We start from the raw sequence: 22,510 nt of genomic DNA, 5'->3' as shown, positions 1-22,510 counted from the left end.
CGGCGGCGGGTCACGCCGCGGCCTCCTCGTCCGCCAGCCGGATCAGCGGCGCGCCGGCCTCGACCTGATCGCCCGCCGCCGCCAGCACCTCGGCCACCACACCGTCGCGGGCGGCGGTCAGCGTGTGCTCCATCTTCATCGCCTCAAGGATGGCCAGCCGGTCGCCCGCCGCCACCGCTTGGCCCGCCGCGACGAAGACCGCCTTGACCAGCCCCGGCATGGGCGAGAGCGTCAGCCCGCCCCCCGCCGCCTCGGCCTGCCGGTCGAGCGGGTCCTGCGGCACCAGCGTCAGAGAGCGCCCGCCGAAGACGCTGACCCCCGCCGGATGGGTCACGATGCGCGAGCGGCGCGGCGCGCCATTCACCCACCAGCGCCCGCCCTCGTGCGCGACCTCATGCACCGTACCGTCCAGCGTGACCCGCGCCGCTCCGGGGCCCAGCACCTCGACGACGCCCTCGCCCCCGTCCCACGTCACCGTGCGGCGCAGCGGCGCCCAGAGCGTCACGCCCCCCCGCACCGCCGGATCGTGCAGCCCGGCGACGCCGAGCGCGGCCAGAGCGCGGGTCTCGGGCGAGGGCTCGGCCTGGTCGAGCAGCGCGTCGAGATCGCGGGCGATCAGCCCGGTGTCGACCTCGCCCGCGCGGAACCCCTCGTGGCGGGTCAGCGCGATGAGGAAATCGAGGTTCGTCACCGTCCCCGCCACCTCGGTATCGACGAGCGCCTGTTCCAGCGCCCGCAGCGCGATGGCGCGCGTCGGCCCGTGGGTCACGATCTTGGCGATCATCGGGTCGTACCAGGGCGAGATCGCATCCCCCTGCCGCACCCCGGTCTCGTTGCGCGCGCCGTCCGCGAAGCGCAGATGCGCGAGCCGCCCGGTCGCGGGCAGGAACCCTGCCGGCACGTCCTCGGCGTAAAGCCGCGCCTCGAAGGCGTGGCCGCGGATCGTGAGGTCCTGCTGGCGGGCGGGCAGCGGCTCGCCGCTCGCCACGCGCAGCTGCCACTCCACGAGGTCGATGCCGGTGATCGCCTCGGTCACCGGGTGCTCGACCTGAAGCCGGGTGTTCATCTCCATGAACCAGAACCCGTCCGGCCGCAGGCCGTGGCTGCCGTCGACGATGAACTCGATGGTGCCGGCGCCCGCGTAGCCGATGGCCTCGGCCGCGCGCACCGCGGCGGCGCCCATCGCGGCGCGGACTTCGGGCGTCATGCCGGGGGCCGGGGCCTCCTCGATCACCTTCTGGTGGCGGCGCTGCAGCGAGCAGTCGCGCTCGAAGAGATGCACCGCGCGCTGGCCGTCGCCGAACACCTGCACCTCGATGTGGCGGGGGGCGGTCACGTATTTCTCGATCAGCACGGCGGGGTTGCCGAAGGCCGTCTGCGCCTCGCCCTGGGCGCTGGAAAGCGCCTCGGCGAAGCCCTGGGGCGCGTCGACCCGGCGCATCCCCTTGCCGCCGCCGCCCGCCACGGCCTTGATCAGCACCGGATAGCCGATCCGGTCCGCCTCGGCGGCCAGATGCGCCGCGTCCTGGTTCTCGCCGTGATAGCCGGGGACGACCAGGACGCCCGCCTCCTCCATCAGCGCCTTGGCGGCGTCCTTGAGGCCCATGGCGCGGATCGCCTTGGCCGAGGGGCCGATGAAGACCAGCCCCGCCGCCTCGACCGCGTCCACGAACTCGGGGTTCTCGGACAGGAACCCGTAGCCCGGGTGGATCGCCTCGGCGCCTGTCGCCAGCGCCGCCTCGATGATCGCGTCGCCGCGCAGGTAGCTGTCCTTGGGCGCCGGGCCGCCGATGTGAACCGCCTCGTCGGCCAGCGCCACGTGGCGCGCGCCGCGGTCGGCGTCGGAATAGACGGCCACGGTCGCCACCCCCATCCGGCGGCAGCTGTCCATGACGCGGCAGGCGATCTCGCCGCGGTTGGCGATCAGGATCTTGCTGAACATGGCGTTCCTCTCGTGACGGCGCAGGACCCGGGGCGCCGCCCGGGCCCCCGGAGAATGTGGATCGAGACGCAGCCGGCGCGCCTCACGTCGGCGACCCCAGGCTGAGCGTCGTGCCGGTCAGCCCGGCGGGGTCGTCGAACAGCCGCGCGTCGGGCGTCACGATCAGCGTGACCACCCGCCCCGCGGGCAGCGGAAAATCCGGCGCGTCCGGGCGATGCTCGATCATCGCCTCGACCTCGTACTCGGCCCCGGCGGCGTGGAAGCGCTGGCCCGGACGGGCCGTGCCCTCGGCGTCCGCGACCGCGAGACCGGCGCGCGCGGCGCCCCTGTGAACGACCGGGTAGGCCCCGGCAATCTTGCCCTTGAACATGATCCCTCACATCCTGAAGACGCCGAAGCGCGTGGGTTCGATCGGCGCATTGAGACTGGCCCTGAGCGACAGCGCCAGCACGTCGCGGGTCTTGCGGGGGTCCACCACCCCGTCGTCCCAGAGCCGGGCCGAGGCATAGAGCGGGTGCGACTGGCGGTCGAACATCTCGATCGTCGGGCGCTTGAACTCGGCCTCGTCCTCGGCCGACCAGGTCCCGCCCTTCCGCTCGATCCCCTCGCGCCGGACGGTGGCGAGCACGCCCGCCGCCTGCTCGCCGCCCATGACCGAGATGCGGCTGTTGGGCCAGGTCCACAGGAAGCGCGGCGAATAGGCGCGCCCCGCCATGCCGTAGTTGCCGGCCCCGAAGCTGCCGCCGACCAGCATGGTGATCTTGGGCACCGCGGTCGTCGCCACCGCCGTCACCATCTTGGCGCCGTGGCGGGCGATGCCCTCGTTCTCGTATTTCCGCCCGACCATGAAGCCGGTGATGTTCTGCAGGAAGACCAGCGGGATGCCGCGCTGCGAGCAGAGCTCGATGAAATGCGCGCCCTTGATCGCGGCCTCGGAAAACAGCACCCCGTTGTTGGCGACGATGCCGACCGGGCAGCCCTCGAGATGGGCGAAGCCCGTCACCAGCGTCTCGCCGAAGCGCGGCTTGAACTCGTCGAAGCGCGAACCGTCCACCACCCGCGCGATGACCTCGCGGATGTCATAGGGGGTGCGCAGGTCGGCGGGCACCACACCCAGGATCTCGTCGGGGTCGTAGGCGGGCGGCTCGGGCGCCTGCCACACCACCGTCTCGGGCAGGCGGCGGTTGAGGTGGCTGACCGCGCGCCGCGCCAGCGCCAGCGCGTGGGTGTCGTCCTCGGCCAGGTAATCCGCGACGCCCGAGAGGCGCGTGTGCACGTCGCCGCCGCCGAGGTCCTCGGCGCTGACGACCTCGCCCGTCGCGGCCTTCACCAGCGGCGGACCGGCGAGGAAGATCGTCCCCTGGTTCCGCACGATGATCGACACGTCGCACATCGCCGGCACGTAGGCCCCGCCTGCGGTCGAGGAGCCCATGACCACGGCGATCTGCGCGATCCCCTTGGCCGAGAGATTGGCCTGGTTGTAGAAGATGCGGCCGAAATGCTCGCGGTCCGGGAACACCTCGTCCTGGTTGGGCAGGTTCGCCCCGCCCGAATCGACGAGGTAGATGCAGGGCAACCGGCACTCGCCCGCGATCTCCTGCGCGCGCAGGTGCTTCTTGACCGTCATCGGGTAGTAGGTGCCGCCCTTCACCGTGGCGTCGTTGGCGACCACCATCACGTCCTGCCCGTGGACCCGCCCCACCCCGGCGATCACGCCCGCGCCGGGCGCGGCCCCGTCATACATCCCGTGCGCCGCCGTCGCCCCGATCTCGAGGAACGGCGAGCCGGGGTCGAGCAGGTTCGCCACGCGCTCGCGCGGGGGCATCTTGCCGCGGCTGGTGTGGCGGGCGAGCGCCTCGGCCCCGCCCCCACCGGCCGCCGCCTCGGCCGCGGCCCGGATCGTGGCCAGCATCTCGAGATGGGCGGCGCGGTTGGCGCGGAACGCCTCCGACGACGGCAGGGCAGAGGTCTTGAGTTTCATGCGGCGGACTCCTCGGAAGGCAAACGGTCGGGCAAGGGGAACGGCGGGGGCGCGCAGCGGCACCCGTTCCGACGCGGGGCGCGGCGCACTGTCGCAGGGGCCGGGTTCGCGGCGCCGGATTGATCCAGATCATGCAGCAAGGCCGCGGAATCGTTCACGTCCGCAGCATCAGGCACGGGCGACGCCCGGCCCGCCACCCGACCGAACGCCACTTCACTGAACGACGGAGAACGACGATGACCACCCCTCGCGCAACCTTGATCCCCGTGGCCCTGGCGGCCGCGCTGCTGGCCGGGCCGGCGCTGGCGCAGTCGGCGGGCGAATGGACGGTCGGCATCGGCGCGGCCAGCGTGCAGCCCAAGGGCGACAACGGCCGGCTCGCGGGGACCTATGACACCGAGGTCGGCAACGACGTGCGCCCCTCGCTGACGCTGGAATACTTCGTGCGCGACAACGTCGGCGTCGAGCTGCTGGCCGCGACCCCCTTCGAGCACGAGGTCAAGTTCGACGGCGTGGGCAAGGTCGGCACCGTCAAGCACCTGCCGCCGACGCTGAGCCTCAACTATCACTTCGAGACGAACACCCCGTTCAAGCCCTACATCGGCGCCGGTCTGAACTGGACCAGCTTCTGGGGCGAGAAGACCAGCGGCCCGCTGGCCGGGGCCGACCTCGACCTCAAGCACAGCTTCGGCGTCGCGCTGCAGGCCGGGGCGGACTACTGGGTGAACGACAAGTCGGCGATCCGCGGCACGCTGCGCTGGATCGATATCGACAGCGACGTCTATCTGAACGGCGCCAAGGTCGGCACGGTCGAGATCGACCCGCTGGTCGTGCAGGCGGCCTATGTGATGAAATTCTGACCCGCCAGCTTCCCCGCGGTCTCCCGGACGGCGCGCCCCCGTGGCGCGTCGTCTCGTTTCAGGGGGGCGGACGGCGCTCATGACCCCTCCGCCAGCCGGCGCAGCTCGCGCCGCATCACCTTGCCGGTGACGGTCATCGGCAGCGCGTCGAGGAACCGCACCTCGCGCGGATAGGAATGCGCCGCGCAATGGACCCGGGCGTGGTCCTGCAACTCCGCGGCGAGCGCGTCCGAGGGCGCCTGCCCCGCGCGCAACACGACATACGCCACCACGATCTCGGTCCGCAGCGGATCGGGGCGCCCGATCACCCCCGCGGCGGCGACGGCGGGGTGCTTGAGCAGCACGTCCTCGATCTCGGACGGGCCGATGCGATAGCCGGCCGAGGTGATCACGTCGTCGTCGCGGCCGACGAAGCGCAGATAGCCGTCCTCGATCACCCCGCGGTCGCCGGTCAGCATCCAGTCGCCGCGGAACTTCCCGTCCGTCGCCGCGGGGTTCTGCCAGTAGCCGAGGAACATCGACGCCGCCCCGCGGCGGATGGCGATGTCGCCCTCGCCCGTCGTGGGGGTCCCACCCGCGTCGATCACCTGCACGTCGAAACCCGGCACCGGCTTGCCGATGCTCCCCGGCCGGGGCGGAAACAGCGAGGCCGCGGACGAGGCGACCATGTTGCACTCGGTCTGGCCGTAGAACTCGTTGATCGTCAGCCCCAGCGCCTCGCGGCCCCAGTCGAGCATCTCGGCGCCCAGCGTCTCGCCGCCCGAGGCGACCGAGCGCAGGCCACCGATCCGCGCCCCCGCCGCCCGCAGCATCCTGAGCGCGGTCGGCGGCAGGAAAGCCGCGGTCACGCCGCAATCGGCGATCACCCGGGATGCGGCGTCCGCGTCGAACCGCGGCAGCCGGGCGGCGACGACCGGGATGCCGAGCGCCAGCACCGGCATCGCCACGTCGAAGAGCCCGCCGATCCAGGCCCAGTCGGCCGGGGTCCACAGCACGTCCGTGCCGGGGCGCAGGCGGTCGTGGCTCATCTCGACGCCCGGCAGATGGCCGACCAGCATCCGGTGCCCGTGCAGCGCCCCTTTGGGCGCGCCGGTGGTGCCCGAGGTGTAGATCATCACCGCCGGGTCCTCGGGACAGGTCGCGGCGGCGGCGAAGGGCCCCGCGTCGGGCAGCGCGTCCTCCTCGGGGACGATCACCCTGAGGCCGAAGGGCGCGAGCATCGCCCGCCCCTCGGGGTCGGTGATCACCGTCTCGATCCCCGCATCCCCCAGCCGCAGCCGCAGCGCCTCGTCCCCGAAGAGCTTGAAGAGCGGCACCGAGATCGCGCCGGATTTCCAGATCGCCGCATGGGCGGCCGCGGTCCAGGCCGACTGCGTGCGCAGCACCCCGATCCGCGCCCCCGGCGCGGCGGCGAGCGCGTGCGCCAGCCGGTCGGTCATGTCGCGCAGCGCCGCCCGCGTCGTCACCGCCACCCGCCCCTCGGCCCAGTCCAGCACCGCCGGCGCCGCGGGGTCTGCCGCGGCGGGGGCATCGACCACCTGAGCGCCCATGTTCATCCGCGCCGGCAGATCCCAACGGAACGCCGCGCGGGCGGTCTCGTAGTCGCCGTCCGGCAGGGTCGGGCGCAGCATGGTCATGGCCCCGTCACCGCCTGCCCCTGCGGCTCGAGCGAGAGCACCCGCTGCGCCACCCCGCGCATCCGGCACTCGGCCGTGGCGACGGTGGCGGCCTCGGGGTCGAAGCCCTGCGCATACCACGCACATTCCGCCGCCCGCCACGCCGCCCAGGCGTCCTGCGCCCGGGTCAGCGCCGAAAGCCGCGGCCCCGGGGGGGCGGCGGGGGCGGCGGTCGGCACCGTCCCGGCCATCCCGGGCTCGGGCGCGGCACCCACCGCATCTGCCGCGGCGGCATCGCCCCGCAGGCTCACCAGCGCCGCGTCGAGCCGACCCTGCCACGCCGCCCGCTCGCGGTCATAGCAGGCCGCCACCGTCTCGACCGTGCCGGCCTGATCGCCCAGGCAGCCGCTCGACAGAACCCCGATGCAGGCATGGGCGTCCTCGGCCTCGCTCACGCAGGCCTCCAGCGCCGCCGCATCCTCGGAAGGCCCGCCCACGGGTGCCGGCGCCTGCGCCAGCGCCGGGGCGCCGCCCAGCAGCGCCAGCAGGGCGAGACTACCGCCCCGCATCGCACCGGGTCCGCGGCGCACGGGCGTGCCTCGCAAGGGCCGGGCCCGTCCGCATCACTCCAGCGCCATCAGCTCGCGGCCGATCAGCATCCGCCGGATCTCGCTGGTGCCGGCGCCGATCTCCATCAGCTTGGCGTCGCGGAAGAGCCGGCTCACGGTCGAATCGTTCAGGAACCCCGCCCCGCCGAGCGCCTGCACCGCCTGGTGCGCCTGCACCATCGCCTGTTCCGAGGCATAGAGCACCGCCCCCGCCGCGTCCTGCCGCGTGACCTTGCCCGCGTCGCAGGCCTTGGCGACCTCGTAGACATAGGCCTTGGCGGTGTTCATCGCGACATACATGTCGGCGATCTTGCCCTGCATGAGCTGGAAGTTCCCGATCGGCTGGCCGAACTGCCGCCGCTCGCGCGCATAGGGCAGCACCGCGTCGAGGCAGGCGGCCATGATCCCGGTCCCGATCCCCGACAGCACGAGGCGCTCGTAGTCGAGCCCCGACATCAGCACCCGCACGCCCTTGCCCTCGGCGCCGAGCACGTTCTCGAACGGCACCTCGGCGTTGTCGAAGATCAGCTCGCCGGTGTTCGAGCCGCGCATCCCCAGCTTGTCGAAATGCGGCCCCTGGGTGAACCCCTTGATCCCCTTCTCGACGATGAAGGCGGTGATGCCCTTGCTGCCCGACTCGGGGTCGGTCTTGGCATAGACGACCAGCGTGTCGGCGTCCGGCCCGTTGGTGATCCAGTATTTCGAGCCGTTGAGGACGTAGTAGCCGTTCCGCTTCTCGGCCCGAAGCTTCATGCCGACCACGTCCGAACCCGCGCCTTCCTCGGACATGGCGAGCGCACCGACGTGCTCGCCCGAGCAGAGCTTGGGCAGGTATTTCCGCTTCTGCTCGTCGGTCCCGTTCAGCTTGAGCTGGTTGACGCACAGGTTCGAGTGCGCCCCGTAGCTGAGGCTGATCGACGGCGAGACGCGGGCGATCTCCTCGACCGCGACGGTGTGGGCGAGGTAGCCCATGCCGGTGCCGCCGAATTCCTCGGGGACGGTGATCCCGAGCAGGCCCAGCTCGCCCATCTCGCGCCACAGCTCGGCCGGAAAGACGTTCTCGCGGTCCACGCGCCCGGCGATCGGGCCCAGCCGGTCCTGCGCCCAGCGGTGCACCATCTCGCGCAGCGCGCCCACATCCTCGCCCAGATCGAATTCCATCCCGCGCGTGAACATCGGCGCAACCCCTCCCCGGTTATTGAACGGCCGTTCAGATACCGGCGTTATGACGCACCCCGCCCCCGCCGGTCAAGAGAGTTTAGCGGCCCCACCGCCCCACCCGGCAAGCGGTTTCGCAGCGCCGCGCGCGGGCCGCGCGAAACGCCGCCTGCCCGTTTTGGCGGCAACCCCCGCGGCAGCGCGACCGGAAAAGCGCCACCGGCGGAATCCGCACCGCGATTGCATCGTGCCGCGTTGCCGCATGGCGCGCGGCCGGGCTTTCTGCAGGTGCAAAGGGCGCCGCCCGAGCCTGCCGGGACGGACCGCCCGCCCGCTGCCAAAAAGACCGAATCGACCGTGCACACACCCTGCACCGCCCCGCCTGCCGCGGGCGGACGGGGGGCGCGCGGCCCGCGAACAGGGGACAGGATGAACCGCTACACTCACCTCATGGCCGGCGCCGCGCTGGCGCTGGCGCTCGCCGGACCGGCCGCGGCGGCCGACGACACGATCAAGATCGGCGTGCTGCACTCGCTCTCCGGCACCATGGCGATCTCGGAAACCACGCTCAAGGACACGGTCCTGATGATGGTCGACCAGCAGAACGCCAAGGGCGGGCTGCTGGGCAAGAAGATCGAGGCGGTGGTCGTGGACCCCGCCTCGGACTGGCCGCTCTTCGCGGAAAAGGCGCGCGAGCTGATCTCGGTGCAGGGCGTGGACGCGATCTTCGGCTGCTGGACCAGCGTCAGCCGCAAGTCGGTGCTGCCGGTCGTCGAGGAACTGAACGGCCTGCTCTTCTACCCCGTCCAGTACGAGGGCGAGGAATCCTCGAAGAACGTCATCTACACCGGCGCGGCCCCGAACCAGCAGGCGATCCCGGCCGTGGACTACATGGCCGACGAGCTCGGGGTCGAGAAATGGGCGCTGCTCGGGACCGACTACGTCTATCCGCGCACCACCAACACGATCCTTGAAAGCTACCTCAAGTCCAAGGGCGTGGCGCAGGGCGACATCTTCGTGAACTACACGCCCTTCGGCCACTCGGACTGGTCCAAGATCGTGGCCGACGTGGTGGCGCTCGGCAAGGACGGCAAGAAGGTCGGGGTCGTCTCGACTATCAACGGCGACGCCAACGTGGGCTTCTACAAGGAACTCGCCGCCGCCGGCGTCTCGGCCGAGGACATCCCGGTGATGGCCTTCTCGGTCGGCGAGGAGGAGCTGTCGGGTCTCGACACCAAGAACCTCGCCGGCCACCTTGCGGCCTGGAACTACTTCCAGTCGGCCGACACGCCCGAGAACAAGGCTTTCATCGAGGGCTGGCACAAGTTCACCGGCAACGACAAGCGCGTGACCAACGACCCGATGGAGGCGACGAAGCTCGGCTTCGAGGCCTGGGTCAAGGCGGTCGAGAAGGCCGGGTCCACCGACACCGACAAGGTGCTGGACGCGATCGTGGGGGTCGAGGTGCCGAACCTGACCGGGGGTGTGGCCAAGGTGCTGCCCAACCACCACCTGACCAAGCCGGTGCTGATCGGAGAGATCCGCGACGACGGCCAGTTCGACATCGTGAGCCAGACCGAGCCGGTCGCCGGCGACGCCTGGACCGACTTCCTGCCCGAGAGCGCCAAGCTCGACGCCGACTGGCCGGGCAAGAAATGCGGGATGTGGAACACCGAGACGCAGAGCTGCGTGCAGGTGAAGTCGAACTACTGACGGGATCGGGGCGGCGTCCCGTGCGCCGCCCCTGCCCTGGGTTTGCCCGTGCTGACGGTGCGTCTGATGGGTCGGGTCACCTTGGAAGTGCGGGGATGGTCCGAGTCTCTTCGGCGGCCCGATCGGTGCCCGCGGAGCGGCTGGCCCTCGGTCCGCTCAGTCCCAGCGGAGCGTCCGGTCCAAGGCCCGCTCGGTTGGCCTCCCAAGGTGGCTCTGCGGGTCGCCAGACGGTCAGGGTCCAAGAGCGGCGACAGACAGTCGGTCGAACGCAGCCCTCGCCACCGGCCAGATCGTCTCACGGGCGGCGCCCGGTCCGTTTGACCAGCGCCTCAGCCAAGCGCCCCGGCTCCGCGGAACGACCGTTCGGACCGCCCCCGGCGCGGTTCGCCTAGGCCGCCCCGCGCCCTGATCGCCCCGCGCTCCGACCGCGGCTCGGGCCACCCTCGCGGCCCGCGCCTTACCGCCGCTCCGCCCCGCAGCGCCTCACCCGCGCCCGGGGCGAGGCCCCCCTCCTGAACCTCGGCAGGTCCATGCGTCCCCTGATCCACGCCCTTCTCGTGCTGCTCGCGCTCCCCGCCCTTCCCGCGATGGCTCAGGTCACCTCGGGGACGCCGGTCGAAGCGCCATTAGCCGCGACGCCCGCAGCGGCCCCTGCTGACGCCGAGCCCGCACCCGCGACCACGGTTGACCCCGCAGCGGCTCCCACAGCGGCGCCCGCCGACGCCCCAGCCGTCGACGCCACTCCATCCCCGGCGACGGCCGGACCGGCCCCCACCCCCGCGCCGACCGACTCCCCCGCGACCCCGGCTGACCCCTCACCGACCGCTGCCGCAGCGCCGTCCGCTGACCCTACCGCAGCGCCCACGGCATCCCCGGAAACGGCCACCCCCGCCGCCCCCCTCGCCGAAGCCCTCGCCGCCCACGCCGACCAGATCGCCCGCCCCTCGCGCCAGACCGTCGCCCCCGCCATCGCCGCCCTCGCCGCCGCCGGCGGGGCCGACGTGCTCGCCGCCTGGCAGGACCGCCGCCTCGGCCGCACCAAGGACGGCCGCTTCGTCATCGTCGCGGCCGACACGCCCGACACCGCCACCGACGCCCTCACCGGCGCCCCCGTCACCGCCGAGTGGGAGGTGCTGAAACCCAACTCCGGCGTCCGCGCGCTGATCGCCGCGGCGCTGGTGCCCGCGCAGCTTTCTGACCCCGACCCGGCCCGGCGCGCCGCCGCGCTTGACGCCATCGCCCGCGCGCCCGAGGCCGCGCATCTCGCCGCCATCCGCTCGGCCGCGCCCGAGCCTGACCCGGCCCTCGCCCAGCGCCGCGACCGGTTGGGGCGGCTGCTCACCGTCCGCTTCGACACCCAGCAGACGGCGCGCCTCGCCGCCATCGACAGCTTCGGCCGCGACACCGGGGCGGATTTCCAGGCGGTGCTGAACCCGCTCCTCGCCACGACCCGCATCGCCGCCCCCGCCCTGCCCGAGGGCGCCAACGTCGCCGCCACCCTCACCCCCGGCGAGGACATCGGGCGCGAGGCCGCCTATGCGCTGCTCGTGGACCAGGGCCTCGCCCCCGCCCCCCTCGATCCCGCCGCGCAGAAGGCCGCGCTCGCCGCCCATATCTCGGACGGCGCCGTGGGCGGGGTGCCCGTCGCAGAACTGGCGGACCCCGCCCGCCGCGATGCCGCCTACGAGGCGCTCGCCGCCGCAGGCCGCGTCCCCGACGCCGCCACCACGGCCGAGATCGACACGGCGCTGGCCGCCCACCGCTTCGCCGATGTCTATGTCGAGCCGGACCCCGCCGTCACCGACGCTGCCCGCGCCGCCCTGCGCGGCATGGCGGTCCGGCAGGGCGCGGCGCAGGCCGCCGACCTCGCGCTCGACGCGCTGTCGCTGGCCTCGATCTACTTCCTCGCCGCCATCGGCCTCGCCATCACCTTCGGCGTCATGGGCGTCATCAACATGGCGCATGGCGAGTTCATCATGATGGGCGCCTATACCGGCTACGTCGTCCAGACGCTGATCGCCAACCGCACGCTGTCGCTGATCGTGGCGCTGCCGGCGGCGTTCCTCGTCACCGCGCTGGCCGGGGTGGTGCTCTACCGCGTCGTCATCCGCCGCCTCGCCCGCCGCCCGCTCGAGACGCTGCTGGCGACCTTCGGGGTGTCCATCGCGCTGCAGCAGATCGCCAAGAACGTGTTCGGCACCCAGGCCCGGCCGCTGACCGCGCCGGCCTGGCTCGAGGGGTCGGTCGGCGGGGGCGAGACGATCCAGATCTCATCGATCCGGGTGGCAATCTTCGTCCTCGCGCTGATGTTCCTCGCCCTCTTCGTGGTCATCATGAACCGCACCCGACTGGGGCTGCAGGTCCGCGCCGTGACCCAGAACCCCGGCATGGCGGCCAGCATGGGGATCGACCCCGACCGCATCGCCATGCTGACCTTCGGCCTGGGCTCGGGCATCGCCGGCATCGCGGGCGTCGCCATCGGCCTCTTCGCCAAGGTCACGTCCGAGCTCGGCAGCGACTACATCGTGCAGAGCTTCATGACGGTCGTCGTGGGCGGGGTCGGCAACATCTGGGGGACGCTCGCCGGGGCCGCGCTGATCGGCGGGCTGCAGAAGGGCATCGAGGTCATGAACCCCGGCAACACGCTCGCCGCGCAGACCTTCATGATCCTCTTCATCATCGTCTTCATCCAGTTCCGGCCGCGCGGGATCATGCCGCAGCGGGGCCGGGCCGCCGCGGCCTGAGGGAGGGGCCCACCCATGCTGATCCGCCGCCACCCCGCGCTGCTCACCGCGCTCACGCTGCTGGCGCTCGCCACGCTCGCCATCACCCTGGGGTCCGAGGCCTACGGCTCGGGCGCGCTCGCCACCTCGACCGTCAAGCTTCTGGGCAAGACCCTCTGCCTCGCGCTCGCCGCGGTGGCGATGGACCTCGTCTGGGGCTACGCGGGGATCCTGTCCCTCGGCCACATGGCCTTCTTCGCGCTCGGCGGCTACATGATCGGCCAGTGGCTGATGTACGCCCGCACCGCCGAGGGCGTCGCCGCCACCCTCGCCACCGCCCCCATCCCGCCGACCCCGGCCGAGCTGGCGCAGGGCACCGCCGCGCAGATCTTCGGCGTCGTCGGCTCGACCGACCTGCCGTGGAGCTGGGCCTTCGCCCACTCCCTGCCCGCCCAGCTCGTGCTCGTCCTCGCCGTGCCGGGACTGCTCGCCGCGCTCTTCGGGTGGCTGGCCTTCCGGGCGCGGGTGAACGGGGTCTATCTCTCGATCCTGACCCAGGCGATGACGCTGGCGCTGGCGCTGTGGCTCTTCCAGAACGACGCGGGCTTTCGCGGCAACAACGGGCTGTCGGGCTTGCAGAACATCCCCGGCGCGGCCGACGTGCCGCAGGCGGTGATCTCGATCCGCTTCCTCTGGGCCTCGGCCTTTGCGCTCGCCTGCGGGATGGTGCTCGCGACCTGGATCACCGGCGGCAAGTTCGGCAGCGTGATCCGCGCCATCCGCGACGATGAGGCGCGGGTCCGCTTCCTCGGCTACCCGGTCGAGACCTTCAAGCTGACCGTCTTCACCCTGTCGGCGATGATCTGCGGGGTGGCGGGCGCGCTCTATTACCCGCAGGCGGGGATCATCAACCCGGCCGAGCTGATGCCCATTGCCTCGATCTACCTCGCCGTCTGGGTGGCGATCGGCGGGCGCGGGCGCATCTACGGCGCCATCGTCGGCGCCATCGCCGTGTCGCTGCTGTCGAGCTGGTTCACCGGCGGCCGCGCCCCCGACCTCACCCTCGGGCCGCTGACGATCCGCTGGGTGGACTGGTGGCAGGTGCTGCTCGGCTTCGGCTTCGTCGCCGTGACGCTGCTGGCGCCGCGCGGGCTCTCGTCGCTCTGGGATGCGCTCATGCGCCTGCGCCCCCCGCGCCGGCACGGCGCCGACCTCGGCCCCGACCTCGGCGCGCTGCGCGAACGCGAGGCCCAGGCATGAGCGCGCTTCTCGAGGTTTCCGGCGTCAGCAAGACCTTCGACGGGTTCCGCGCCATCAACGGCCTTTCCTTCGCCATCGGCCCGGCCGAGCTGCGCGCCATCATCGGCCCGAACGGCGCCGGCAAGACCACCTTCATGGACATCGTGACCGGCAAGACCCGCCCCGACACGGGCGACGTGCTCTGGGGCGAGCGCTCGGTCTCGCTGGTCGGGATGTCCGAGGCGCGCATCGCCCGCGCCGGCATCGGCCGCAAGTTCCAGCGCCCCACGGTGTTCGAGGATCAGAGCGTGGCCGAGAACCTGACCCTCGCGCTCAAGGCCGCGCGGGGACCGCTGGCGGTGCTGCGCTGGCGCCCGACGCCCGCCAGCCGCGCCCGGGTGGCGGCGCTCGCGGCCGAGGTCGGGCTGGGGGACCAGCTTCACCGCAAGGCGGGCGAGCTGTCGCACGGCCAGAAGCAATGGCTCGAGATCGGGATGCTGCTCGCCTCGGAACCCCGGCTTCTGCTGGTGGACGAGCCCGCCGCCGGCATGACGCTCGCCGAGCGCGAGGCGACCACGGCGCTCTTGCGCCGTCTGGCCGAGACCCGCGCCGTGGTGGTGGTCGAGCATGACATGGAGTTCGTGCGCCGCCTCGACTGCAAGGTCACCGTGCTGCACCAGGGCGCGGTGCTGGCCGAGGGGTCGCTCGACCACGTCTCGGCCAACGCGCAGGTGATCGACGTCTATCTGGGCCGCTAGGGAAGGAAACCGCGATGATCGAGGCCGAGAACGTGACGCTGCACTATGGCGGCAGCCAGATCCTGCACGGCGTGTCGCTGAGCGCCGGCCCGGGCGAGGTCGCCTGCGTGATGGGCTACAACGGCGTGGGCAAGACCTCGCTGATGAACCTGCTGGCCGGGCGCCACCCCCGCTCGGGCGGCGAGCTGCGGCTGATGGGTGAGCGGCTGGGGCGGGTGACGGCGCAGGGCATGGCCCGGCGGGGCGTCGCCTATGTGCCGCAGGGGCGGGCGATCTTCCCGATGCTGACGGTGCGCGAGAACCTCGAGACCGGGCTCGGCTGCCTGCCCCGCGGCGCGCGGCGGGTGCCGGATGCGGTCTACGACAGCTTCCCGGTGCTGGCCGAGATGGCCCACCGCCGCGGCGGCGACCTGTCGGGCGGCCAGCAGCAGCAGCTCGCCATCGCCCGGGCGCTGGTGATCCGGCCGAAGGTGCTGCTGATGGACGAGCCGACCGAGGGCATCCAGCCCAACATCATCGCCCAGATCGGCCGGGTCATCACCGCGCTGCGCGACGCGGGCGAGATGGCGATCGTGCTGGTCGAGCAGTATTTCGACTTCGCCTGGTCACTCGGCGACCGCATCACGGTGATGGACCGCGGCCGCGCGGTGCTGTCCGGCCCGCGCGCCGAGGTGGAGCGCGAGGCGGTGCGGCAGCGCCTGTCGGCGATGGGGTGAGGTGGATGGGTCCGGTGGGGTGAGGGCGCTGCACGGTGCGTGCGCTCGGCGATAGGGTGAGGTGGATGGGAAAAGTGGGTTGAGGCCCTGTACGATGCCTGCGGAGGGCGAGTTCAGGCTCGCACGCGCTGGCGCGCGGCTGATAGAAGACCTGCCCGACCTCTACGACCCCGTAGTTCGTGCACCTACGCTCCGCGTCCTAGCTGGCGATGGAACAGAACGGATGCCTGCACGCGCCGCAGCCTTGCGTGCCAGGGAACCGGCCGGCGTGGCAAAGCCATCGCGCCGTCCGGCACACCGCCGTAAGCCTTTGAGCGTGGGACCCACAGGGAGCTGCGCGAGCCCGGGCGCTGTAGCATACCCTGCCGCTCAACACGCTGTGCGCGGCGTGCCGGCGCCGTCCCCCTCGTCGGATCGCGGCAGCCACGTGTATCACGCGCCATAGCGCCCCTCTCGGTCAACACGCCCGGCACCGACCGTTCCCACCATTGCTCTCGTCTGATTGCGGGAGCGGCGCGTGTCCGGCGCCATTGCACCCCTGCGCGTCCAACCCGCTAGGCTAATAATGTGCGCCCCCGCTCTCTTGCCGGCTCTCGGCACCGAAGGCAGCAACACCTACCCTGTGCCAGACGTCCCCGCCCTGCCTGCAAGCTTCCGATGAACGCCCTCCACCGGCCCATTCTTCCTTGCCCAAATATCCCGGGGGAGTCGGCCCGCAGGGCCGGCGGGGGCAGAGCCCCCTTAACGGATCAGAGCCGCTGACAAGGATCGCCGCCCCGGCAAGCGCCAACTGAGGCAGCGCCTCCAACCCGGGGGCATGGCGCGCCGCGCACGCGATGCTAGTGCGCAGGCCGCATGTCACCCCCGGAGTCTCTTGAAGCCAAGCGGTGACACCGCCCTCCCGCCCCACTCACCCCCGACTCGTCCGCTCCTCGCCACGCCCCGCGCCCGGCAGCCACGAACGCCGCGCCACGCCCATCCGCACCCGCCGCATCTCCTCTTGCGGGATCACCCCCATCGCGGCCGCGACGGCGGCCTCGGCGGCGACGCCGACCGCTGCGCCCGCCACCACATCCGCGAGGTGATGCGTCGCGCGCGGCACCTGCACCAGCCCGATCAGCGCCGCGAGACCGAGCGCCGGACCCCGCAGCCCCGGCGCCACCCGCCCGATCGCCTGCGCCGCCGCAAAGGCGTCCGCGGTGTGGCCCGACGGGAACGAGTTGTAGGGGTGCTCATCCGGCCCGCCCACGCCTGTCTCGTAATGCCCCTCGTCCAGCAGCTTGTAGGGCCGGGTCCGCACCACCGCCTTCTTGATCGCCGCCTTGGTCTGGATCGCCACGGTCAGGGCGAGGAACGCCCGCACCCCGCCCTCGGCCAGCCGCGGCCGCCCGGCGAGCACCCCGGCCGCCACCGCCAGGGCCGCGAGCTGAAGCGCGGGGGGCTGGTCGGCGATCTCGCTCGCCGCGCCCGCCGCCTCGACGAGCGGGTGGTCGCGCAGCTTCCCCGCCTCTTCCGAAAGCGCCACGTCTGCGGCCTCGATCCGCTCGATCAGGCCGTCATCCTCGTCTGCCTTCGGCGCGCCCGTGTCGCGGGTTGTGCGGTCGTTCATGGCCTGATCCCCTTGCGATGCCGCCACCGAACCCGCGACGCGCCGCTCGGGTTGCACCGCGGCCGGTCACGCGGCGAGGCGTTCGCATGAACTTTGCATGAACATCGCATGAACGATCCACGAACCCTGCAGGGATCGTGCATCGCCGTTTCCGCCCTGTCCGGGGTCGCCGGGCGGCGCTACTCGACCGTCACCGACTTGGCGAGGTTGCGCGGCTGGTCCACGTCGGTCCCCTTGGCGACCGCCGTGTGATAGGCCAGCAGCTGCATCGGCACCGCATGGACGATGGGCGCAAACGCCCCGCCCCCGGCCGGCATCGTCAGCGCCGCGTGCACCCCCTCGCCCGCCGCCGCGATCCCCTCGGCATCCGAGACGAGCAGCACGGGCCCTTGCCGCGCCATCACCTCCTGCATGTTCGAGACGGTCTTCTCGAAAAGCGGGTCGGACGGCGCCACGACCACCACCGGCACCATCCGGTCCACCAGCGCGATGGGCCCGTGCTTGAGTTCGCCCGACGCGTAACCTTCGGCGTGGATGTAGCTGATTTCCTTGAGCTTCAGCGCCCCCTCGAGGGCGATGGGATAGAGCGCGCCGCGGCCGAGGAACAGCACGTCCTGCGCCTCGGACAGCCAGCCCGCCAGCCGCTTGCAGTCATCGCTCGTCCCCACCGCCTGGCTCACCAGCGCCGGGATCGACAGCAGGTCATCCAGATGCGCCGAGAGCGACGCCGGGTCGAGCACGCCGCGATCCTGCGCCGCCTTGAGCGCCAGCACCGCCAGCACCGCCAGCTGGCAGGTGAAGGCCTTGGTCGAGGCGACGCCGACCTCGACCCCCGCCATGATCGGCAGCGCCACGTCAGCCTCGCGCGCGATGGCCGAGGTGCCCACGTTCACCACCCCCAGCGTCCGCGCCACCTTGTCCTTGCAGTAGTGCAGCGCCGCGAGCGTGTCCGCCGTCTCGCCCGACTGGCTGACGAAGATCGCCCACGAGCGCGGCGACAGCGGCGGCTCGCGGTAGCGGAACTCGGACGCGACATCGACCTCGGCCGGCAGGCCCGCGATCCGCTCGAACCAGTATTTAGCCACCCAGGCGGCGTAATAGGCGGTGCCGCAGCCGACCAGCGTGACACGCTCGACGCCGGTGAAATCGACGGTCTCGGGCAGGACGATCCGCCCGTCCTTGATGTAGTGCGACAGCGCGTCGGCCAGCACGCCGGGCTGCTGGGCGATCTCCTTAGCCATGAAGTGGCGGTAGCCGCCCTTGTCGATAGCGGTGGTGCCCACGTCGATGCGCGCGGCCTCGCGATTCACCAGCCGCCCCTCGGCATCGTAGACCTGCGCGCCGCCGCGGGTCAGGACCACGTGGTCGCCGTCCTCGAGATAGGTCACGAGGTCGGTGAAGGGCGCCAGCGCGATGGCGTCCGAGCCGAGGAACATCTCGCCCTCGCCATGCCCGAGCGCCAGCGGGCTGCCCTTGCGGGCACCGATCATCAGGTCGCCCTCGCCCTCGAACAGGAACGCGAGCGCAAAGGCCCCGCGCAGCCGCGAAAGCGTCGCGCGCACCGCCTCGAGCGGTTCCATCCCCTGGGCCATGTGGTGCCCGGTCAACAGCGCCACGGTCTCGGTGTCGGTCTCGCTTTCGGGGACGATCCCCTCGGCGGCCAGCTCGGCGCGCAGTTCGCGGAAGTTCTCGATGATGCCGTTGTGGACGACCGCGACCGGGCCGTGGCGGTGCGGGTGGGCGTTGCCCTCGGTCGCGGCGCCGTGGGTGGCCCAGCGGGTGTGGCCGATCCCGGAGCGGCCCTCGAGCGGGTCGAGCACCAGCCGGTCCGAGAGGTTGACGAGCTTGCCCACCGCGCGGCGGCGGTCGAGGCGCCCGGCGTCGTCCACCGTCGCCACCCCGGCGCTGTCATAGCCGCGATATTCGAGCCGCTGCAGCGCCTCGACCAGTTGCGGCCCGACCTGATGGTTGCCGAGGATGCCGATGATTCCACACATGATTATCGTCCCTTGGCGGCGCGCAGCGCCTGCATGATGCGGGCCGCGAGGCCGGGTTTCGTCACCTGCCGGGCGCGGCCGAGCCCCAGCGCGTCGTCGGGCACGTCGGCGGTGATCACCGAGCCCGAGCCGGTCATCGCCCGCGCCCCGACCCGGACGGGGGCCACCAGCATCGTGTCCGAGCCGATGAAGGCGTCCGCGCCGATCTCGGTCCGGTGCTTGCCGACGCCGTCGTAGTTGCAGGTCACCGTGCCCGCGCCGATGTTGGCGCGCTCACCCACATGGGCGTCGCCGAGATAGGTGAGGTGGCCGACCTTCACGCCGGCGTCGAGCACGCTGTTCTTGATCTCGACGAAGTTCCCGACATGGACATCGCCGCCGAGTTCCGCGCCCGGGCGCAGCCGGGCGAACGGGCCGACCGTGGCGCCGGCGCTGACGTGACAGCCCTCGAGGTGGCAGAAGGGCAGGATCTCGGCCCCGCTCTCGACCGTCACGCCGGGGCCGAACACCACGTTCTGCCCGATCACCGCGTCGCGGCCGATGGCGGTGTCGGGGGCGAACCAGACCGTCGCGGGATCGGCCAGCGCCACCCCCGCCTCGACGGCCTCGGCGCGCTTGCGGGCCTGGAACGCGGCCTCGGCGGCGGCGAGTTCGGCGCGGGTGTTGATCCCCAGCGTCTCGGCCTCGTCGCAGGTGACCACGGCCGCGGTGCGCCCCTCGGCGCGGGCGAGGCCCACGATGTCGGTGAGGTAGTATTCGCCCGCCGCGTTGTCGTTGCCGAGCCGGCCGACGAGATCGGCCAGCAGCGCCGCCTCGACCGCCATCACGCCCGAATTGCAGAGCGCGACCTGCCGGGTCGCCTCGTCGGCGTCCTTGAACTCGACGATCCGGTCGAGCGTGTCGCCCTTGACGATCAGCCGCCCGTAGCGGCCGGGATCGGCGGCCTCGAACCCCAGCACGACCACGTCGGCGGGGTGCGCGGCCAGCGCCGCCAGCGTCTCGGCCGAGATGAAGGGGGTGTCGCCGTAAAGCACCACGACCCGGCCCGCGAACCCCTCGAGCAGCGGCAGCGCCTGCGCGACCGCGTGGCCGGTGCCGAGCTGCTCGGCCTGCAGCGCCACCTGCGCCTCGGGGTCGAGCTTGCCGACCGCCTTCGTCACCGCCTCGGCGCCGTGCCCCGCGACCACGACGACCCGCGCGGGGTCGAGGCTGCGCCCGGCGGCGAGGGCATGGCCGACCAGCGGCACGCCGCCCAGCCGGTGCAGCACCTTGGGCAGGTCCGACAGCATCCGGCTGCCCTGCCCCGCCGCCAGCACCACCAGCGCCACCGGCTGCGTCGCAGCGGACGCGACGTGCGAGTCCCCGGGGGCCACATGTTCCGAATGGCCCTGCCCGGCCGCGCGCTCGTCCGCCATCATCCTGCCGTCCCGTCGTTTGTCCGGGGACTTCTAGCCACGCCGGGCGCGGTGTGAAAGGGTGCGGCCGCTCACAAGGTTTGACGAAAGGTTACGGGCGTGACGCAGAACGGCAGGGATCGCGGGACGGTGGTGTTCGACCTCGACGGAACGCTGGCCGACACGGCGGGCGACCTCATCGCCGCGGCCAACGCCTGTCTGGCCGCGCGCGGGCTGGGGCGGCCGCTCGACCCGGTGGCGGATGCGGGCATCGCCTTTCACGGCGGCCGGGCGATGCTGCGCGCGGGCTATGCGCGGGCGCCCGCCGAGATGCTGCTGCCGCCCGGCGCCGAGGACGAGGATTTCCCGCTGCTGCTCGACCACTACGGCAACTGCCTTGCCGACACGACGCGGCTTTATCCCGGCACCGAGGCGGCGCTCGAGGCGCTGGCGGCGGCGGGCTACGCGCTCGCCGTCTGCACCAACAAGCCCGAGGCGCTGGCCGAGCGGCTGCTCGCCGCGCTGGGGGTGCGGGAGCGGTTCGCCGCGCTCGTAGGGGCCGATACGCTGCCGGTGCGCAAGCCGGACCCGCGCCCCTACGCCGAAAGCGTGGCGCGGGCCGGGGGCACGGTGGCGCGGTCGTTTCTGGTCGGCGACACCGAGACGGATCTCAGGACCGCGCGCGCCGCGGGCGTGCGGGTGGCGCTGGTCGGGTTCGGACCCGAGGGCGAGGGGATCGCGCGGCTCGGCCCGGACGCGATGCTGGAGGAGTTTGCCGCCCTGCCGGGGCTGGCGCGCGACTGGCTCGGCTGAGGCTCAGGCGCGGCGGGTCAGCGCGTCGAGCTCGGCCCTGAGCGCGGCGGGGTCGGCGTCGTCCGGCGGGCCGCGGCGGGCCAGAGCGGCCGTCGCGCGGGCGGCGGCGGCTTCGGACATCGGGCCTGCGGCCTCGGCCACGGCGGCGAACTCGGCCCGCGTCAGGTTGCAGACCAGCACGAGGTCGCAACCCGCGGCGATGGCGGCGGCGGCGCGCTCGGCCGGGGTGCCGGACAGCGCGTTCATCCCGATGTCGTCGCTCATCAGAAGCCCGCCGAACCCGATCCGCTCGCGGATCAGCGCGATGGCGGCGGGCGAGGCCGTCGCCGGGCCGTCGTCGAGCGCCGTCAGCCGGATATGCGCGGTCATCCCCAGCGGCAGATCGGCGAGCGCCCGAAACGGCGCGAAGTCGCGGGCGTCGAGCGCGTCGAGCGCCACGTCGAGCACCGGCAGGTCGTGGTGGCTGTCCACCCGCGCCCGCCCGTGCCCCGGCATGTGCTTGACGATCGGCAGCACGCCCGCGGCCATGAGCCCGTCGGCCGCCGCCCGGCCCATGCGGGCTACGGTCTCGGGGTCGGTGCCGAAGCAGCGGTTGCGCAGGAAGGGATGGGTCTCGGCGTCCGCCACGTCGAGGCAGGGCGCCGCGTCGGCGTCGATGCCGACCGCCCGCAGCTCCTGCCCCATCAGCCGGTGGCGCAGCGCCACCGCGCGGGCGCCGTCGGCGGCCGAGTCCATCGCCGCGGGCCAGTCGGTCCAGTGCGGCGCGGTGAGGCGCTGGACGCGCCCGCCCTCCTGATCGACCATCACCACCGCGTCACGGCCCACCGCCTCGCGCAGATCGGCGGTCAGGCGCGCGAGCTGCGCGGGGTCGGCGACGTTGCGGGCGAAGAGGATGAACCCCCAGGGATCGGCCTCGCGCAGGAAGGCGCGTTCGTCCGCGCCTAGCATCAGCCCCTCGACGCCGAGGATCGTGGCGCCGTGCGCCAGACCCGGGGACGCGAACGCCCCGCCCGAGGGGGGCGGGGCGGCATTCGCAGGCGTCAGGCTCACTTCGCCGCCGCGGGGATGCAGTCGGTGCCGGCGGCGATCAGCGCGGCGCAGAACTTGCGCGCCTCGTCGCGGGTCTCGAACCCGGCCACACGCAGGCGGTAGAAGGTGCGCCCGCCGGCCTTGTGCTCCTGCACAAGCGGCGACTTGCCCGAGAACAGGTCGCCGTAGCGGCCCGACACGCGGCTCCATTCGCTTTCGGCGATGGCGCCCGAGTCGAAGGCGCCGATCTGGACCAGCGGCGCGCCGGACTTGACCACGGCCGGGGCGACGGCAGCGGCGGTCGGCTCGGCCGCGTCCGGGGTGGCCGCGGGGGCCGCCTCGGCGCTGGCCCGC

General features: G+C 72.7%; 18 protein-coding genes. 7 read left to right on the top strand and 11 right to left on the bottom strand.

Annotated elements, in window-relative coordinates; translation table 11 throughout:
• Nucleotides 1-10 precede the first annotated feature (10 nt).
• The 3 genes from ACFHYO_RS09375 to ACFHYO_RS09365 form a co-directional block, all read right to left on the bottom strand.
• Nucleotides 11-1,942 (bottom strand): ATP-binding protein, encoded by a 1,932-nt coding sequence (locus tag ACFHYO_RS09375; protein ID WP_394319956.1) that lies wholly within the window; start codon nt 1,940-1,942, stop codon nt 11-13.
• Between the two features lie 82 nt (nt 1,943-2,024).
• On the bottom strand, nt 2,025-2,312 hold the full coding sequence (locus ACFHYO_RS09370) for a hypothetical protein (RefSeq protein ID WP_394319954.1): 288 nt from the start codon (nt 2,310-2,312) through the stop codon (nt 2,025-2,027).
• Between the two features lie 6 nt (nt 2,313-2,318).
• A complete protein-coding gene (locus ACFHYO_RS09365) occupies nt 2,319-3,923 on the bottom strand; it encodes a carboxyl transferase domain-containing protein (protein ID WP_036734032.1) in 1,605 nt (534 codons plus the stop codon).
• Between the two features lie 236 nt (nt 3,924-4,159).
• On the opposite strand from ACFHYO_RS09365, the gene ACFHYO_RS09360 reads away from it, so the two are divergent.
• On the top strand, nt 4,160-4,783 hold the full coding sequence (locus ACFHYO_RS09360; protein WP_036702674.1) for an OmpW/AlkL family protein: 624 nt from the start codon (nt 4,160-4,162) through the stop codon (nt 4,781-4,783).
• Between the two features lie 77 nt (nt 4,784-4,860).
• On the opposite strand, the gene ACFHYO_RS09355 is transcribed toward ACFHYO_RS09360, so the two are convergent.
• The 3 genes from ACFHYO_RS09355 to ACFHYO_RS09345 are packed head-to-tail and all read right to left on the bottom strand — an operon-like array spanning nt 4,861 to nt 8,183.
• Nucleotides 4,861-6,414, bottom strand: coding sequence for an AMP-binding protein (locus ACFHYO_RS09355; RefSeq protein WP_394319969.1), 1,554 nt, complete (start codon nt 6,412-6,414; stop codon nt 4,861-4,863).
• Nucleotides 6,415-6,416: 2 nt separating this feature from the next.
• On the bottom strand, nt 6,417-6,968 hold the full coding sequence (locus ACFHYO_RS09350; RefSeq protein WP_394319952.1) for a lysozyme inhibitor LprI family protein: 552 nt from the start codon (nt 6,966-6,968) through the stop codon (nt 6,417-6,419).
• A gap of 54 nt (nt 6,969-7,022) precedes the next feature.
• Nucleotides 7,023-8,183 carry an isovaleryl-CoA dehydrogenase gene (locus ACFHYO_RS09345; RefSeq protein ID WP_394319950.1) on the bottom strand — a complete coding sequence of 387 codons (1,161 nt, stop codon included), beginning with the start codon at nt 8,181-8,183 and terminating at the stop codon, nt 7,023-7,025.
• A 411-nt stretch (nt 8,184-8,594) separates the two neighbouring features.
• Between ACFHYO_RS09345 and urtA the strand changes: the two genes are divergently transcribed.
• From urtA to urtE, 5 genes are all read left to right on the top strand, one after another.
• Nucleotides 8,595-9,878, top strand: coding sequence for an urea ABC transporter substrate-binding protein (gene urtA, locus ACFHYO_RS09340; RefSeq protein WP_394319948.1), 1,284 nt, complete (start codon nt 8,595-8,597; stop codon nt 9,876-9,878).
• Between the two features lie 530 nt (nt 9,879-10,408).
• Entirely contained in the window at nt 10,409-12,622 is a 2,214-nt protein-coding gene (gene urtB, locus ACFHYO_RS09335) for an urea ABC transporter permease subunit UrtB (protein ID WP_394319946.1), read from the top strand.
• Nucleotides 12,623-12,637: 15 nt separating this feature from the next.
• Nucleotides 12,638-13,861 carry an urea ABC transporter permease subunit UrtC gene (urtC, locus tag ACFHYO_RS09330; RefSeq protein ID WP_394319944.1) on the top strand — a complete coding sequence of 408 codons (1,224 nt, stop codon included), beginning with the start codon at nt 12,638-12,640 and terminating at the stop codon, nt 13,859-13,861.
• The gene (gene urtD, locus ACFHYO_RS09325) at nt 13,858-14,598 is read left to right on the top strand and encodes an urea ABC transporter ATP-binding protein UrtD (protein WP_394319942.1); all 741 of its coding nucleotides are present in this window, start codon (nt 13,858-13,860) and stop codon (nt 14,596-14,598) included. The genes urtC and urtD overlap by 4 nt, the downstream gene beginning before the upstream one ends.
• A gap of 14 nt (nt 14,599-14,612) precedes the next feature.
• Nucleotides 14,613-15,314 (top strand): urea ABC transporter ATP-binding subunit UrtE, encoded by a 702-nt coding sequence (gene urtE, locus ACFHYO_RS09320; RefSeq protein WP_394319940.1) that lies wholly within the window; start codon nt 14,613-14,615, stop codon nt 15,312-15,314.
• A gap of 910 nt (nt 15,315-16,224) precedes the next feature.
• On the opposite strand, the gene ACFHYO_RS09315 is transcribed toward urtE, so the two are convergent.
• The 3 genes from ACFHYO_RS09315 to glmU form a co-directional block, all read right to left on the bottom strand.
• A complete protein-coding gene (locus tag ACFHYO_RS09315) occupies nt 16,225-16,923 on the bottom strand; it encodes a phosphatase PAP2 family protein (RefSeq protein ID WP_394319938.1) in 699 nt (232 codons plus the stop codon).
• A gap of 179 nt (nt 16,924-17,102) precedes the next feature.
• On the bottom strand, nt 17,103-18,920 hold the full coding sequence (glmS, locus tag ACFHYO_RS09310) for a glutamine--fructose-6-phosphate transaminase (isomerizing) (RefSeq protein ID WP_036711148.1): 1,818 nt from the start codon (nt 18,918-18,920) through the stop codon (nt 17,103-17,105).
• A 2-nt stretch (nt 18,921-18,922) separates the two neighbouring features.
• Entirely contained in the window at nt 18,923-20,338 is a 1,416-nt protein-coding gene (gene glmU / locus ACFHYO_RS09305; RefSeq protein WP_394319936.1) for a bifunctional UDP-N-acetylglucosamine diphosphorylase/glucosamine-1-phosphate N-acetyltransferase GlmU, read from the bottom strand.
• Between the two features lie 96 nt (nt 20,339-20,434).
• On the opposite strand from glmU, the gene ACFHYO_RS09300 reads away from it, so the two are divergent.
• Nucleotides 20,435-21,127: an HAD-IA family hydrolase gene (locus ACFHYO_RS09300; protein ID WP_394319935.1), complete on the top strand. Its 693-nt coding sequence runs from the start codon at nt 20,435-20,437 to the stop codon at nt 21,125-21,127.
• A gap of 3 nt (nt 21,128-21,130) precedes the next feature.
• On the opposite strand, the gene nagZ is transcribed toward ACFHYO_RS09300, so the two are convergent.
• Both nagZ and ACFHYO_RS09290 read right to left on the bottom strand, forming a co-directional pair.
• Nucleotides 21,131-22,114, bottom strand: a complete 984-nt coding sequence (gene nagZ / locus ACFHYO_RS09295) for a beta-N-acetylhexosaminidase (RefSeq protein ID WP_394319967.1) — start codon at nt 22,112-22,114, stop codon at nt 21,131-21,133.
• 59 nt (nt 22,115-22,173) lie between these two features.
• Nucleotides 22,174-22,510, bottom strand: a 337-nt coding sequence (locus ACFHYO_RS09290; RefSeq protein ID WP_394319933.1) for an SPOR domain-containing protein, incomplete at its 5' end; no start/stop codon positions are given.

The organism is Paracoccus panacisoli (assembly GCF_042435015.1).
GTDB classification, from domain to species: Bacteria; Pseudomonadota; Alphaproteobacteria; order Rhodobacterales; family Rhodobacteraceae; genus Paracoccus; species Paracoccus panacisoli.
This window is presented reverse-complemented; position numbering and strand designations above follow the sequence as displayed.